The following is a 14486-nucleotide window of genomic DNA, read 5'->3' as shown; positions in this document are numbered from 1 at the left end:
ATGGCTGGCTAACCCGGCAAAATTGAGTTTCAAAGAGCATAAATTTAGCAAGCCAAACAAATAACTTATGCTATTTGGCCCCTTGAGGGGGCATAGCTGCTCAATGCGGGGGTTTTTCAATGCCCTGATATAGGCCACCAGAATTATAAAGAGAGACTGATAGACTATGCTGGGCAGCCCCGGTCTGTTCCAGATATTGATGAGACCGATGCCAACAACGGTACCCGGTACTGCAAAGGTAACGAGGAAAGCGATATCGGCAAAGTCGTGAATCCTCCCGGAGGATCTTGCTGCTCCGTACCCCAGCATTGCAGCAATTAAGGCGATGAGGACAGCACCGACGACAGCCAGAGACAGGCTGTTTATAATGGCTCCACTGGAGCCGCCTATTGCCGCCACAACCGGCTCCATGCCCCCCGCCTCACGAGCGAGGACGGCCAGAGGGAGCAGGACGGAAACAAGAAGAACTACCAGCAACCATAATATACCGATAAACCTCCGTGGCCCATGCCACTGGAGGAAAAGAGTGCCGGAACTGCGCCTCGTGCTGACGATGCGATCTCCGACCAGCATCTTTACCCCCAAACCTGAAACCAAAGCCATGATGAGAAGAGGAATGGCAAGTGCTGTCGCCGCGCCAAATTCATAGAGAGCTGCAAACGCGGTAAAGATTTCACTGGTAAAGACCGGCACGCGGAGCAGGCTGGGAACCGCAAATTCCGAGATGGCAAGAACGAAGATGATCAGAGCGGCAGCGGCAATGTTGGGGGAGATCAGAGGTATGGTTATGCGCCAGAAGACCCTGTTGGAGGTGGCCACCAGCATAGCGGCCTCTTCGAGATGGCCTTCCACACGCCATGCCGCTGATTCAGTCGCGAGCATGGCCAAAGGAAACAGGTTGAGACCTATTACAACCATTGCGCCGGTCAGACTGTAGGTGAAGGGGGAAAGGAAGTCGGCACCCGTAACCTGTGCCGCGAGACCGGCAGTTCCGCCAATGTAAATCCAGGCAAGGGCGAGAATAAACGATGGTATTGCGAGCGGTATTATAAGCAGAAGTCGGATGAGACGTTTTGCCCGCATATCAGATCGAGCAAGGATGATCCCAAGAGGGATACCGATGGTCATTGCCACTGCAGTTGCCCCGGCTCCCAGTATACCGCTGTTCAGGAGCAACGCCCGCTGCCGCTCATCCATAAAAAGACGCTGGTAGTTTGCAATACTGAAGTGGCCAGAGGCATCGACAAAGGAAAAGGCAAACATGTAGATGACCGGCAGCAGACATATTCCGACAAAGAGAAGTATGGTTGCGCCCACAGCAATGTATTTGGATGTGATCCCTCCGGATTTACTCCTCATAACCGTACGCATCGTCTCGTCCCGTTAAAGCCCCAGTATCGTCTGCAAGCGGCGAGTCACATCCTCCACTCGGGCAGCCGCCTCGGCATAATCAAGGGTCATCGGTTTGAGCGAAGAAATACTCGGCATGTTCTTTGGCGGAGCAATGTTCGAACGGAGCGGGATCTGCACCGCTTCCGACTGTGCCAGCAACCGTTCCACCTCAGGGGACAGAAGGTAGTCGATCAGCTTTTTCCCCACTTCCGGATGTGGTGCACCTGCGATCAACGAGAGCATGTTTGGCATTACCGGAACACCGATACCAACCGCATCCGGAAGCACCATAGCCAAGGGTTCCTTTGCTTCGAGGGCCACACTGGCATCGTCAGTATCGGTAATCCCAACTTTCACCTCGCCCCGTGCCACCATGTCACGTACAACGGAATTTGCAGCGACAATCTTGACTCCATTGGCCTTCAGCTTGCGGAAAAATTCATCTGCCTGCTTATCTCCCAGCTTTGCGTAAAGCGCTGCTACATGGAAGGAGGTCGTGCCGAAACGAGGATCGGCCATGGCTACCTGCCCTCTCCATTTTGGATCAGCGAGATCGAGAACCGACTTGGGCGCAGCGTCGGCTTTTACCAGGCGTGTGTTATAAACAATGACCCGTAATCGTGCCGAAAAGCCTGTCCAGTATCCTTCGGGATCTTTAAAGACATCCGGGATGCCAGCGGCCTCGGGTGATTTGTATGGAGCGAGCACGCCATGTTTTTTCAGCACCAGGGTGCGTACTGGCTCATTCGACCAAAACACATCGGCCTGGGGATTATTCTTTTCGGCGATAAGCCGGTTGGCAAGGCCGGTGCTTTTTGTCTCCTCAGTGTCGTAGATGGCGTTGACCTTTATGCCGGTCTTCTGCTGGTAAGCGAGGAGGATCGGCTCGGAAAATACCCGGTCGGTGGAGACATACACGGTTACTTGGTGGGCAGATCCCGTCTTTTGTGGCTCTTGTTGTCGTGGTTTACAGGCACCTGTAACAAAAAGGGCCGTCACACCAAGCATCATTGATATTTTCGCAATGAGATTTCTGTTGAACATTATTCCTCCGTTTCAAGGAAGTGTTCATTTTCTGGCTATCTTCTCAGTTTCTCAGTTAAGATTACCACTTTGGCAGTAGATTACCCGGATGCTTACACAGCTTACCCCTTTTCCTCAGGTGGCCGGAGCTCTCCGAAGCTGCGCAAAAGCATCAGGTCGTATAGGATTTTCAAACCTCCGGCCAGGAAAAACGGGACGCTCAGCAATGCCGGGTTTGCGAGCAGAAAACCGGCAAACAGCGGGGATAATGCCGCCCCTGTCGTTCTGGCTACCCCGGTTACTCCGGCAGCAGCAGAGAGTTCGTCGTGACTTACTACGGACATGGTATACGATTGGCGCGTCGGCACATCCATCTGCGAAATACTGAACCGGAGCAGTAGAACCGCTATCGCCAGGGGCAGGGTCGGCATAAGCGGCACCAATATCAGGAGGACATTGGAAGGAAGATGCGTAAAGACCATCGTTCTGATTAAGCCTATGCGGGAAGCTATTTGCGCCGCAGCAAGGGCCGAGAAGCCTGCAAGGATATTCGCACCAAAGAAAATGCTCCCAAGCAAAGCTGGTTCAACGCCGAAGCGCAGGTAGAACCAGTACGCGATTATGCTTTGCAGGATGAAGCCGCCCGCGAAGGCATCCAGGGTAAACAGAGCAGACAGCTTGAGCACGATCCTGAGCGATTTGTGCAGCCCGAATCGTGCAGAAAAAATAGGGGAAGTTGATGATAGCTCGCTGGTCGGAGGCGATTCCGCTGCTTTACTTAATCGGGTGAATAGCACCCACAGCATGACGCCAGCTGCTGCATACAAGAAAACGAGGACGCGGTAGCTATCGACCTGCGTCATGCCAAGCCTGATCAAGCCATGGGCCAAGGTTCCGCCAAACAGTGCCCCGACCGCCGTGGCCAAAGAACCTCCAAGGTTGTACCAGGCGAAGACCTGTGTGCGTTGCTGGCCCGACACGGTTTGTGTAAGTGCTGCTTGCTCTATGGGCAAGAATGGCCCAACTTCATTACCGCTGGGGCTGATGACGCCAATGGTCGCCGCAAGCACCAGCAGCACATAATTAGTGGTTAACGCAAACAGTGCACCGGCAAGGACCATCAGGCCCGCTCCGACGATAAGCATTCGCTTCCGGCCAACTCGGTCGGCTATGGTAGTCATCCAGAGTGAAATTATGGTGTCGCCAACGAGGGTAAGGGTAAGCAAAGCACCGATTTTCGTGGCTGAGAGCCCTATTTTGTCGAGGTAAAGCAGGAGCACCACTGCGAGGAAGCCGTAAGAAAACATCCTCGCCATGCGTGTGAAGAATAGCAGGCGGCCATCGAACGTCAGGCTCCGCAGGACATGCGTTTGGGGAAGATGAAGAATCATCTGTGCCTGTCAGACGCTACGGCGTCACGGCTTGAATGCGCCGTCCTGCCTGCCCTGCCTCACCATTTCCTGGCAGTAGGCGTACAGGGCATCGTAGACTATCCACTCCGCCGCGTTGATCTGATGGTCATCCGGATAGCCGAGATGACGAAATCCTTCAGCAATGGCATTCAGGCCCGGTCCTTCCGGCTGATTCCACAAAGTGTTGTCCGTATCGGCTCCGTTGATTATCTTGCCGAGCAGCGAGAATGCAGGATCGATCAGACCGTGCTTTTTAAGCACAGCTTCAAAAGAACATTCCTTGCCATGATGGCCCAGTTCAACATCGGGCACGTCAAAAGGGATTGCCCCCAGTCGTTCAGCTTCCGCCATTACTTGTTCTTTCGGAACGAAGAAGAACTCCGCATCCTTGTCAATGAACCGTTTGATGAGCCAGGGGCAGGCCACCCGGTCAACTTTCACATGTTCCCGTGTTATCCATTTCATCGTGCCTCCTTTTGTGTAGCACTCGGCTCAGTGATGGCTTCATACGCTTCAATGGTATTGCCATGAACTACATAAATACGATGCGTTGAAAGGTCCACCGCCAGGGCATGCGCTTCTTTGTGGGTCGGAACATTCTCCATGACCTCGTAATGGTCCGCAGAATCCTGGCGAATAACTGTCATCGTGCCGGTGTCTCCGTTTGCCGTATAGATGCGGCGCAATCGGGGATCATAAGCTACGGAATCCACGCCTGAACCAATCGGCAGCGCTGCTACAGCCTCGCCGTTTTCTGCATTGATCACAACAAGCTTGTCGTTGCCACAGGCACAGAATAGCCGGTGGTTGGCAGCATCAAGGGCAAGGCCGGTCGGCTCCGTTCCAGGGGCTGTTTTGAATCGAGCAACAACTGCCATCTTCTTCGGATCAATGACGGCGATTTCATTTCGGTCCTGAAGGTTTTGGTACACCAATCCCGTTGCTGGATCAGCCTGAGCATATTCCGCCAGGCCCCCAAGCGGAACGACTGCCTTGATAGTTTCAGCAGATGGATCGATAAAGGTGGCGCTGCGACCTTCGTGATTTGCCACGTAAACGAGCCGATCTGCCGTGTTATAGATGATTGCGTCGGGGCCGGTTCCATTGTGGATTTTGCGAATGAGGCGAAGAGACTTCAAATCAATGACACCAATGTTGTTGTCGCCCCTGTTGCTCGTAAACCCGAGGTTCAACTCCGGCACCAATGCGACGCTCCGAACATCCTTTAAGTTGCCTATGGTTCTGGTAACTTTTCTCTTTTCGGTATCGATTACAACAAGGCTGTTTTGGGAGGCGTAGCCAGCATAGACTTGCCCCCCCGGATTCACGATCAGATAATCCACATAGCCTTTTCCTGGAAGTTTGATGGTTGCCAGGTGGCGGACGTTTTGGGGAGCTGTTTCTTCCCCAAAGGCCGGGCAAGTGGCAAACAGCGCCGTAAGTATGGCTCCTACGATTCCCCATGTTAATCTCATGCGCCACATATACCCCCCGTTGCCCTCGCCTCATATTGACAACTGTCAATGCCGGCTGGTTCACTCAAAACAAATCGCCCCCCATCAGACGCAGCCTCGCTGTCATCCTCGAAATACCTAGCGATGCAGGAAATGGCGAAAGACCAGGGAGAGCATCCCAATACCGCCAGCCAGCAGGATAGCCCACCAGGGCTGCGTCAATGCAAGTGTTATGCTTCCTGCCAGCGCGAGCCATGAGAGTGCGCGTGGGGCGAACCACTTCGCCTTCTCCAGCCTAATAGCCGCGATGTTGGTAACGCTATACCAGAACAGGATGAAGACGTTCGCTACATCTAGCAAGGGACGGAGGTTGAAGATCGCCGTGACGGCGGCGGTACCGAGCCCGAAAACCAGTATACCGAAACGCGGCGTCTTCTTTTCCCCGTGCCCCTGGCCGAATTTTTGAGGCAGCTCGCGATAAGCGCCCATAGCCTGCGCCACGCGTGAGGCCCCCATGATCCCGGCAGTCAATGTCGTGAGCGTTGCCAAGAGCGCAGCGGCGACTATCAACCACTCGCCCCACTGCCCAACCGTCCGGCTCGCAGCAGTAAAGAGTGGCACTTGATCAGCAGCAGTACCTTTGGGGCCGAGCAAAGCGGCTGTCCCATTGGCGACCAGGACGAAATAGACCGCCGAAATGAGAAATCCGACCAGGATCGCCACCGGAAGGGTCCGCTCCGGCTCTTTCACTTCGGATGCAACAATGGCGACGCGTTGGAACCCCGCAAAGACGAAGAAGAACGTCCCAGCACCTCGGAGAATGCCGAATCCTCCATTGCCACTCAGTGGGGTCAACCGGTGAATATCTGCGGCAGGGAGAATAAATCCAAGGTAAACGCCGAGCAGCACGAGCAGCATGAGGGTGCCACGACCAGTACCTTCTTGGTTGGCCCCAGCCCGAAATAGTTTATGATGGTTGCAGCCACGACCGTCGCTGCGGCGGCGACATGAAGAGGCAAACTCAGCGCGAGTTGCTGCGCATACGTGAACAACAGGAGAGCGTTGACGCTGTCGGCGACGGCCTCCTTCACCAGAAAAGCAACGCCTCCGACAAAGGCAAGGCGGTCAAAACCAATTGTCCGCCCCCAGATAAACCCGGCTCCGGAAATTGGCACTACAGCCCCGCACTTGGCCGCACTAATGCCTGTGGCCAGCGCGATCAGGCCGGCCAATCCCACCGCCAGCGGCAGGCCGCTGCCGGCCTTCTCCGCTGCAGGACCGAGGGACGCAAATATGCCGGCGTCCACCACCATCGAGATGGTGATGAATGGCGCCGCCCATATCCCGAGCGTGCGCGGGACTGCCAATTTCGCATCAGCTTTTGGATCGCGTCCCATGCCCCTTTATCCCGTGGTTTGGAAAAGATATAGGCTTACTCAAACTTCTTCAATATGACCAGCCCTATTCCTATAGCCTATGATCTGGCTCAAGAGACCCGGACTCCTGGTCATTCGCCACCGCCGTTAAAACTTGTGCATGAGCATTACTTTGATGATTAGATCGTCAGAAGAGTCGGTCCAACCATGCCCCACCCCGAATTCGATACTGTTGGGCTCTTCGTTAAAATCACCCACTATGAAGGATAACTGCTGTTGCTCATCCATCCTCACAAAATGACTGACGGTCCCGAAATCTGAGTAGTGTTCCAGTGCTGCCGCCCATTTCTCCGAAAAATTATAGGCTACCCTTGCCGCTGGCACCACTTCCACCTTATGCAACCCATTGAAAGAAGTATCGAAAATCGGGTTTAGGATAATATCAATTTTCCCCAGATGGGTGCCTATTATGGGCCGAATTTCGCCGGAAAAGCGGGTAGTCTCCCAGTGGGGAAAGTTGTAGGAAAGCTCGAAATTGATGCCGTAGATGAAATTTCTTTTCCGAGCATCGGGAACAACGAAGAGGGCGCGGACTTTACCGCCGTTGAAAAGAAACCGCTCTCCGCTTGTTATCGAGTAAAGCGGCAGGTACAGGCCTGTCTCTAGCCAGTCGGTAATGCCAACCGCCCATTCCGGCACGCCGATCAAAGAATGGTTCGGTATGACACCACCGGGAAAGTCCGGCTCGTTGCGACCGATTGGGGTGTAGTTGTTGTACCACACCAGGTTGAACTCCCCCGGCTTGTTGATCTCCGCATCGTAGACCTGGATCTCATCGGTCTGGGCCGGAACACATACGGGAAGGACGGTAAGCATTGCTAATGCCAGTAACGCAGTCCGGAATGTTTTAAGTGCGAGGACTTTCGTATCGTCACCCCTTAGGGTTGCCATCTTATTCCCCGAGCCTTATCTGTACCCCAAGATAAAGGAGCAGATTCGGATCATCAGTTGCTGCGCTACGAAAACTCCTCCCTGCCGACGCGAGCAGTCCATATCTCTTGCTGAAATCCCATTGGGTGCCGAGATTGAAGACAACCTCGTGCTTCCTGAATTCTTTCGCCGACCCTCCGTGAATTTCCACCAGGAGCGTCAGGTTGTCATGCAGGTCATATCCTACGATCACTCCATAAACCCATTCATCATCCCCGTGTTGGTGGACTCCATACCCCACCTCTGCGTTGCTCCAGAATAGGCCCCACTTCTTTGAGACCTCCACCGGCAGGCGTAGGACAGTTCCCTCCTCGACGATGCCGCGGTCGGCAGAGGAGGTGGGGTTGTTGAACTCGTACTGCGGATAGACGGAGACCGATACGCCATCCCGTTTTTCGTCGAGGAATCGCCATTTCACCCCGACAAGCGAGTTGCCGAGCCCGGATTTTGTTCCACCTTCACTCTCATGAAAGATTATCCAGGGGGCCTCGTATTTCAACTGAACGGCTTCGCCTACACCATAGTTGATATCAAGGACGGGAGTCTGATGGGTGGCTTCCGCATGGCGCTTGTCAAGGGTATAGGCAACGTTGATCTCCCAATGTTTGTCGCCGGGAGTACCGGTGTCATCGGTAAGGAGCGGGGGGCCGGCCAGTGCAGGCCCCGTAAAAGCTATTAATAGCGACATTATGAGGATAAGGCGCATGGTTTGATGACTTTGCAGCACTACTCTGTTGATTGAAACCATCGATGTAACGTCAGCTCGTTCCGCCCCTAAGAAATCTTATCACTAGTAGATAAAAAAGCAGGCTGGGGTGCCAAGAAGGCTCCGGAAGTCCCTGCAAAAAAAAGGACCTGCCGCTATCAGGTCCCTCTCCGCAAATCTTAACAAGGTTACTAGATGTTACTTCTTGACTTTAAAGTTGAGGGTGGTGCTGTTGATCTCGGTTTGGTCTTCGGTGAAGGACCGGGCATTGTACCGGTTGAGGTCGTAGATCAGGCGAGTTTTGACGGTATATTCACCTGGTTTGAGTCCTGGTGACCAAGCAAGAGTGCGTTCTTCGCCAGCACAAATGATCGGCTCATGTGGCCCTTGAGCATCTGCCTGCATGGCAGCTTTTGCATCTGGTCGTTTCTTATCCTCTTCCAGGAATGCCTTGTCGTCGGGACGTGGGCCGTACCAGGGAGCAAACATCCACTCTTTGGCCGCAACTTTTTTGCCCTTTTTATCCTTAACCTCGGCAACCAGGTAAATTGCCCTGCGGTTTGAGCCGGTCGGCACGGAGTGCCCTGCTCCTATATTGATAAGATGGAAACCAAGACCAGACTTCCCTTCCTCTGGCTGCGTTATTGCCAGGCTTAGGGCGCTTGCAAGTCGCTGCTGTGACCTTCCTCCTGTCCAGAGATGGCGGGCTACGGCTCGCTCCGGCTTGTCGGAATTCTCGGCAATTTTTCGAATTGTCCTGGGCATATGACAGTCCTGGCAATGCTGCTTGCCAAGGCCCGGCTTGTTGAAATCCTCCCGCCATTCGAGGAAGGTCTGGGTCTGCTTGCCCGCCACTCGTTTGCCCATACTATGGCAGTAGGCACACATGGCAGAGGTTTGAATAGCAGGATCGGCTACTGTCTCGTGTGGGCCATTGACGCTGTATGGGCCTCTGATTTTACCCTCGGGGGTCAGATGGCAACTGGCACAGGTAAGGCCGCCAGCTTCCTGGCCCTTAGGCCGGGCTTTGGGCTTGACCATCTCAATGGTATTCATATCCGGAATGGCAAAGGGTTCAGGGAAATGGCAGACGTTGCACGACTTGCCTTCCTCTTCAGCCTCCCTGGCATGGATCGGATATGGTTCCACACCAGCAAAGGCATGGGCTGTTGCTGTCTCGGATACTTTAGCTGGCATGACAATCTTTTCACCTGGCTTGGTGGGTATGGTCGTAGGTTTGAAATGGATATCACTGCCAAAACCAAAGGCAAATTCGCGGTAGATGGCCTCGTGGCATCCGCCGCATGTTTCCGCAGGTGTTGCTGTTCCCTCAGGGAATGTCATCCCTTCTGCAAGAACAACGCCTGGAAGGGCACAGCTGATCAGTATTCCGCAGAGCAACACATCCATTCCTGTTCTCATCCGGCACTCCTTTCCCATTTGAATATATTTGAGCGAGTAATGTTTTAATTGGTTTAATGTTATCGAAAAACTCTTTTATGTCTAATTCGCCGTTCCGTCGTAAACTCCAGCCAGCAGCTTTTCTGTAGAAGGCCGATTGATACGAGCTTACGGTTGCGGCGCAACGGGAGCAGAATCTCACCTAGCTATATTCCTTTGTCAACCTTTAGACGCTGGTGAAAAATGGGCATGAAAAAAGGGCCTTGCTGTTACCGAACCCGATTTTATCCAGTACAAGAAAGCCGTGGGCAGGGTGCGTAGATCCAGGCCGACGGCAGGCCGGAAATCGCGGAGTGCATTGAGGGATGCCATTAGATTGTTGACGTTTTGTTGATCGTCAACAACCGCTAACAACCGCTGAAAACAGTTAAGTGCTTGATTTATTTAGAGGGGAAAAATCGTCAACAGGACAGCAAAAAGATGAAAAGAAAAGGGCTTATATCGCTATAAGCCCTTGATTTACGTGGTGCCGGAGCCGGGGTCGAACCGGCACGACCTTGCGATCGAGGGATTTTAAGTGGGTAGCATCACTTACGCCACTATATACTTGCACCTAATATCAGCTACTTAACTGCATGCAAGTACTTCCTCCTATAGCTAGATTTATCATGACTCCCGTCAATATTCACGTCAACCGGAAGTACCTTTTCTGGCTCCAAAGAGGAAGCTGCCTCCTTTAATTTACTAGGAGAAAGATGAGCATATTTCTCTGTAACCTGAATACTGCTATGCCCCAACCACTCCTTCACAACGTACAGGTCAATATCTCGATTAACCAATCTACTTGCGCACGTATGACGGAGAGCATGTAGCACGAACTCCTTATCATTCTGAAGTCCCATGGTCTTACGTACCCAGTCCCATGCATGATCTGCTTGGTGTATGTCCACACTAAAAGGCTTAACGGGATTTCCTGCCTTGCGAGCTTTTAATATCGCCTTTACCCGACTTGTCATTGGAACACTTCTGGGTCTATCTCCTTTGTTGAACCATATGGAAATAAGATTGGTTCTGAAATTGACATCAAGATAATTTAGGTTAATGGCTTCACTTAAACGCATGCCAGTATCAACCAAGACCTCTGCTAGATCAGCTATTTCTTTAAAATATGCTCTCTTTGGTGGATGGATCGTCTCACGTAGCAGCTGAATAGCAGCCACTTCTTCTTCATCGGATAGGACTCTGATTCGTCCTTTTCTCTCCTTCTTTAGCTTAATATGCTCCCATCGTTGTCCATGATGCCGCAGTAGGGTCTTTAAGCTCGCAAGATATCTGTTAATTGTAGCTGGTTCGATTCCTGTCGTTTCCAACTTCTTGACGAGCTTGCGAAAGACTTCCTCATCTATCCTGCCAATTGGAATATCACCAACATGGTCAATGAGACGTTCTGCATTGCGCTGGGATTTGTTGCCATCCTTATTGTCCTTCCACCTCTCATCAAAAACCACCTTTATTGCTTCACTTAATTTTAGCCGGGATGATTTCTCTTTTGGCGATAGTGTGGCCTCTTCCATCAGTCGTTTCTTTTCAGTTGCTTCTATAAGAACTGCTTCTCTTTTGGTAAATCGTTCTGTAGACTTATAAACTCGTTCTCCCTTTACAACAAAGTCCATGTAAAACACACCTTTAGCTCCACGTTTATAAACTGTCATGATAGACGCTCCTTTCCATATTCCAGGCACAAAAAAAGAGCCTGATGGCCCTCTGTACCTGACTTGGTTATGTTGGTTTGTTGTGTTAGTTGGTTTTGTTAGGGCTGATGGTTACCGCAGGTTGGTTAGCTGGCTTTCTTGAAGGTATTAAGGTAGGTAGGCTTCGTAGGAGCGTTGCGTAGTGACATGTAGACTAAGTTGTATACCTTGGTTCCGCACGTGGAGCATATCACGGTATAGGCTGAATCCCTTGCTGGTAGAAATGCATCGTTTAAAGGGTCTATTGTCCCGTACCTGATACCATGTGCTGTCTCTCCCTCCAATATTCGTCTTCCGCAGTATTCGCACTTCATAATAATCCTCCTTCTACAAATGAAATGTACCTCTCGCCAACAATGATATGGTCCAAAACCTTAATTCCTATTAGTTCTCCTGCTTCCTTTAACCTCCTTGTAATCTCGATGTCTTCCCTGGAGGGTGTCGGATCTCCTGTAGGATGGTTATGTACAAGAATAATTGCTGCGGCACTTGATAATAAGGCTGTCTTATATACTTCCCTCGGGTGAACAATGGATTGGTTAAGGCTGCCGATGCTGACTATCTCCAGGGCAACCACCCTATTCTTCCCGTCCAAGTGTAAAGCAAGGAAGTACTCCTTTGTTTCGTTCCTGAGAAAGCTGAAGGTTTCATGTATCTGCTGTGGTGCAGTGTATCTTGTACCGGGTTTAAGGTAGTTGGTAATTTCCTCCTTCACGATTAGGGTTTCGTAGACGGCCTTGATTTGCTTAAACTTGATGGTCTTGGGACTACTAGGGACATGCTCTGTTCCGAATAAGGTGTCAATCGTCATGGTGCTTCCTCCTTAAAATGTTGGTGTTACTGATTTGTGGTTAATACAAATTGCTGTAAATACCCCATGCTGTGCATCTGTCCTCGTTACGGCAGCTACCGTCATTGTCAATAAAGCAATCTGGGCAGTTCTCGCATGGATACCCACCAGCCTTAGCTAACCAAACTTGGCTTCCTCCAAATGACAAATGCATGAGGGCTTGCTGTACTGCTGAGTCCAATCGAATATCCATAACCTCTCGATTAACGAGTATGATTGCCTCCCATAACTCGGCATCGGACATCTGGGTAACATCCACTACCTGACTTATTGCCTCTACTACTTCCGTATTGGTCATGACAATGCACGCACTACTCCCTTTAATGCCCAAATGCTGGACACGTTCCGTCACAGCGTTCATGGTTATTCCTCCTTTTGGTTAATTGGTTGAGCTATGGTTGGCTTGATGGTTGGTAAGGTGTTGTATACTTCTGAGGTAGACGGTTGGACTTTTGTTAGGTGGGTTTCGGATGGAAGATGTGTTTTTAAATGCGGCTGTTATGCTGCTTCGTGATCTATTACAACATTGGTGTCACCTCCTTGCCTGATAATGTAATCGGCTGATTTCTGGGCCTGTGCTGCTGCATGTATCAACAATGTCCTATCGTTCTTCAACTCCTTTAGCCACCCCTGGATATAGGCCGCACTATTCTTGATGGTTTTCTGCTCGATGCCACAATACCCGCATAAGAAGGCTGCTCCCATTTCGGCTACCAACTCCTCTTTGCTGTACTCATGGCTTCCGAAGTACGATGGCTCAAGGATGCTCTTACGCCCTACCCTTTTTGCATGTCCAGTAGCATGGGTCAACTCGTGAAACGCAGTGCTGTAGTATTCCTCTGCTGAGTCGAATGAATTCTGGCTGGGTAGCTGAACATAATCCAGTGCTGGTGAGTAATATGCCCTATTACCTCCGTACTTGATTTCAGGTAGGAGCGGCATATTTGCAATGATCTCTTCTGCCTTGCCTATAGAACCGAACTCGTTGACTGTCTCCAGTGGCTTCGGTGCTGTTATCCCTTCACATTGTTCAAGGTTGAAGACCGAGTAATACCGTAATAATGGTATCTTGCCTGTAGTTGCATCATTGTCCTCAGCATCATTCCTGTCCAACCACTTCCAGAAGATTACAGGCGTTGACTTCTCGCCTTTCTTTACGTGTCCTCCCTTGTCCTGTACCTGCTTAAACGTCATCCAGTAAGATGAACTATATGGCATGCAGGCCAGCAGGAATACATTGATGCCTCGATAGTGCTTCTTGTTGATAAGGTTCTTGGGCATGTTGCTCTCTGCGTTCCATGGCTTTCTCCATGGGACTGTCCCTTGTTCAAGTAGTTCCATAATTCTGTTGTTGATTACCTCGTAGACGTTGATAGACATGGTTCTTCCTCCTTTGGGGTTTTAGACGCAGCTATCCCTTTACGGTGATATTCGCATCGGTTGATGTTATTGAGGTTTAGGTTGTTGGTGAGTTGTTACAGGTGGGATGATGGGTAGCTTGCTTCTCTTGGTGGATCACCTCCTTTCCAAATAGAAAAGGCATGATCAGTGTTGACCATGCCTTTTTTGACCCCTGGGGTTCCTAATAACTCATGCTACATTTCAATAATACACTCTGTTCATCCGTCTGATTATATAATTTTGAATTGCCCTTAGGGTTATTGCTTGATAAATATCCTATATTCCGTTTACAAGTACAGGATTCAATGGTGGGATTGATGATCCCGAACCAAGTATGCCGTAGGTGTTGAGTCCCCAACCAGACAACGAACCATCAGACTTGATAACTATGGTAGCATCACGGTTTGCGATGGTAGCTGCTGCATCATCATAGGTATTAAGGCGCTGAAACTTGACATTTAAATTTGACTGCCAAATTGCGGTCCAAGCGGTCATGTCGGTTTTGGTTATGGTCGGATACCCATAGTTTGAAATGCTAATGGTCTTGGCTTCTGTGATTCCTGTAATTTGCCCTGGTACTTCACGTGATACCTTCGTTGATGTGGTAGATTCTATTCGTAAGTGCACCACGTGATAAAAAAGCAGGACATGATGGTTTTCTGGTAGTGTGTGAAGCGCGACCAACACTCACTACGGAAAGGAACCCACCATGTCCTACAGCCATTTTACT

14 protein-coding genes are annotated in these 14486 nt (G+C 51.0%); all 14 read right to left on the bottom strand.

All coding sequences use genetic code 11. The annotated features are described in order from the left end of the window. Nucleotides 1-1371: ABC transporter permease subunit (locus tag ML541_RS18685; protein WP_243375550.1), on the bottom strand; the 1371-nt coding region annotated here is incomplete at its 3' end. A 12-nt stretch (nt 1372-1383) separates the two neighbouring features. Then, nucleotides 1384-2436, bottom strand: a complete 1053-nt coding sequence (locus ML541_RS18680) for an extracellular solute-binding protein (protein ID WP_243375547.1) — start codon at nt 2434-2436, stop codon at nt 1384-1386. Nucleotides 2437-2537: 101 nt separating this feature from the next. Next, a complete protein-coding gene (locus ML541_RS18675) occupies nt 2538-3806 on the bottom strand; it encodes an MFS transporter (protein ID WP_243375545.1) in 1269 nt (422 codons plus the stop codon). A gap of 24 nt (nt 3807-3830) precedes the next feature. After that, nucleotides 3831-4292 carry a chromate resistance protein ChrB domain-containing protein gene (locus ML541_RS18670; protein WP_243375543.1) on the bottom strand — a complete coding sequence of 154 codons (462 nt, stop codon included), beginning with the start codon at nt 4290-4292 and terminating at the stop codon, nt 3831-3833. Further along, nucleotides 4289-5311, bottom strand: a complete 1023-nt coding sequence (locus ML541_RS18665) for a YncE family protein (RefSeq protein ID WP_243375541.1) — start codon at nt 5309-5311, stop codon at nt 4289-4291. The genes ML541_RS18670 and ML541_RS18665 overlap by 4 nt, the downstream gene beginning before the upstream one ends. Before the next feature lie 108 nt (nt 5312-5419). Beyond that, nucleotides 5420-6199, bottom strand: coding sequence for an APC family permease (locus ML541_RS18660; protein WP_243375538.1), 780 nt, complete (start codon nt 6197-6199; stop codon nt 5420-5422). Beyond that, complete coding sequence (locus ML541_RS18655) at nt 6133-6678, bottom strand: hypothetical protein (protein WP_243375535.1); 546 nt, start codon at nt 6676-6678, stop codon at nt 6133-6135. The genes ML541_RS18660 and ML541_RS18655 overlap by 67 nt, the downstream gene beginning before the upstream one ends. 126 nt (nt 6679-6804) lie before the next feature. Continuing rightward, complete coding sequence (locus ML541_RS18650; RefSeq protein ID WP_243375533.1) at nt 6805-7608, bottom strand: hypothetical protein; 804 nt, start codon at nt 7606-7608, stop codon at nt 6805-6807. Nucleotide 7609: 1 nt separating this feature from the next. Continuing rightward, nucleotides 7610-8335 (bottom strand): transporter, encoded by a 726-nt coding sequence (locus ML541_RS18645; RefSeq protein WP_243375528.1) that lies wholly within the window; start codon nt 8333-8335, stop codon nt 7610-7612. A gap of 216 nt (nt 8336-8551) precedes the next feature. Beyond that, nucleotides 8552-9775, bottom strand: coding sequence for a NapC/NirT family cytochrome c (locus tag ML541_RS18640; RefSeq protein ID WP_243375525.1), 1224 nt, complete (start codon nt 9773-9775; stop codon nt 8552-8554). A gap of 602 nt (nt 9776-10377) precedes the next feature. After that, entirely contained in the window at nt 10378-11466 is a 1089-nt protein-coding gene (locus tag ML541_RS18635) for a site-specific integrase (RefSeq protein ID WP_243375522.1), read from the bottom strand. 349 nt (nt 11467-11815) lie between these two features. Further along, entirely contained in the window at nt 11816-12316 is a 501-nt protein-coding gene (radC, locus tag ML541_RS18630) for a DNA repair protein RadC (RefSeq protein ID WP_243375519.1), read from the bottom strand. A 40-nt stretch (nt 12317-12356) separates the two neighbouring features. Beyond that, on the bottom strand, nt 12357-12716 hold the full coding sequence (locus tag ML541_RS18625) for a hypothetical protein (protein WP_243375518.1): 360 nt from the start codon (nt 12714-12716) through the stop codon (nt 12357-12359). Between the two features lie 137 nt (nt 12717-12853). Beyond that, nucleotides 12854-13735, bottom strand: a complete 882-nt coding sequence (locus ML541_RS18620; protein ID WP_243375516.1) for a zincin-like metallopeptidase domain-containing protein — start codon at nt 13733-13735, stop codon at nt 12854-12856. Between the last annotated feature and the right edge of the window lie 751 nt (nt 13736-14486).

Origin of the sequence: Geotalea sp. SG265, assembly GCF_022808985.1 — a bacterium.
GTDB lineage: Bacteria > Desulfobacterota > Desulfuromonadia > Geobacterales > Geobacteraceae > Geotalea.
This window is presented reverse-complemented; position numbering and strand designations above follow the sequence as displayed.

Coding starts and splice junctions, on each gene's coding strand:
- ML541_RS18665 (WP_243375541.1), bottom strand. CDS start 5,311: ATGTGGCGCATGAGATTAACATGGGGAATCGTAGGAGCCATACTTACG.
- radC (WP_243375519.1), bottom strand. CDS start 12,316: ATGACGATTGACACCTTATTCGGAACAGAGCATGTCCCTAGTAGTCCC.
- ML541_RS18670 (WP_243375543.1), bottom strand. CDS start 4,292: ATGAAATGGATAACACGGGAACATGTGAAAGTTGACCGGGTGGCCTGC.
- ML541_RS18655 (WP_243375535.1), bottom strand. CDS start 6,678: ATGGGACGCGATCCAAAAGCTGATGCGAAATTGGCAGTCCCGCGCACG.
- ML541_RS18635 (WP_243375522.1), bottom strand. CDS start 11,466: ATGACAGTTTATAAACGTGGAGCTAAAGGTGTGTTTTACATGGACTTT.
- ML541_RS18620 (WP_243375516.1), bottom strand. CDS start 13,735: ATGTCTATCAACGTCTACGAGGTAATCAACAACAGAATTATGGAACTA.
- ML541_RS18625 (WP_243375518.1), bottom strand. CDS start 12,716: ATGAACGCTGTGACGGAACGTGTCCAGCATTTGGGCATTAAAGGGAGT.
- ML541_RS18660 (WP_243375538.1), bottom strand. CDS start 6,199: ATGCTGCTCGTGCTGCTCGGCGTTTACCTTGGATTTATTCTCCCTGCC.
- ML541_RS18675 (WP_243375545.1), bottom strand. CDS start 3,806: ATGATTCTTCATCTTCCCCAAACGCATGTCCTGCGGAGCCTGACGTTC.
- ML541_RS18645 (WP_243375528.1), bottom strand. CDS start 8,335: ATGTCGCTATTAATAGCTTTTACGGGGCCTGCACTGGCCGGCCCCCCG.
- ML541_RS18640 (WP_243375525.1), bottom strand. CDS start 9,775: ATGAGAACAGGAATGGATGTGTTGCTCTGCGGAATACTGATCAGCTGT.
- ML541_RS18680 (WP_243375547.1), bottom strand. CDS start 2,436: ATGTTCAACAGAAATCTCATTGCGAAAATATCAATGATGCTTGGTGTG.
- ML541_RS18650 (WP_243375533.1), bottom strand. CDS start 7,608: ATGGCAACCCTAAGGGGTGACGATACGAAAGTCCTCGCACTTAAAACA.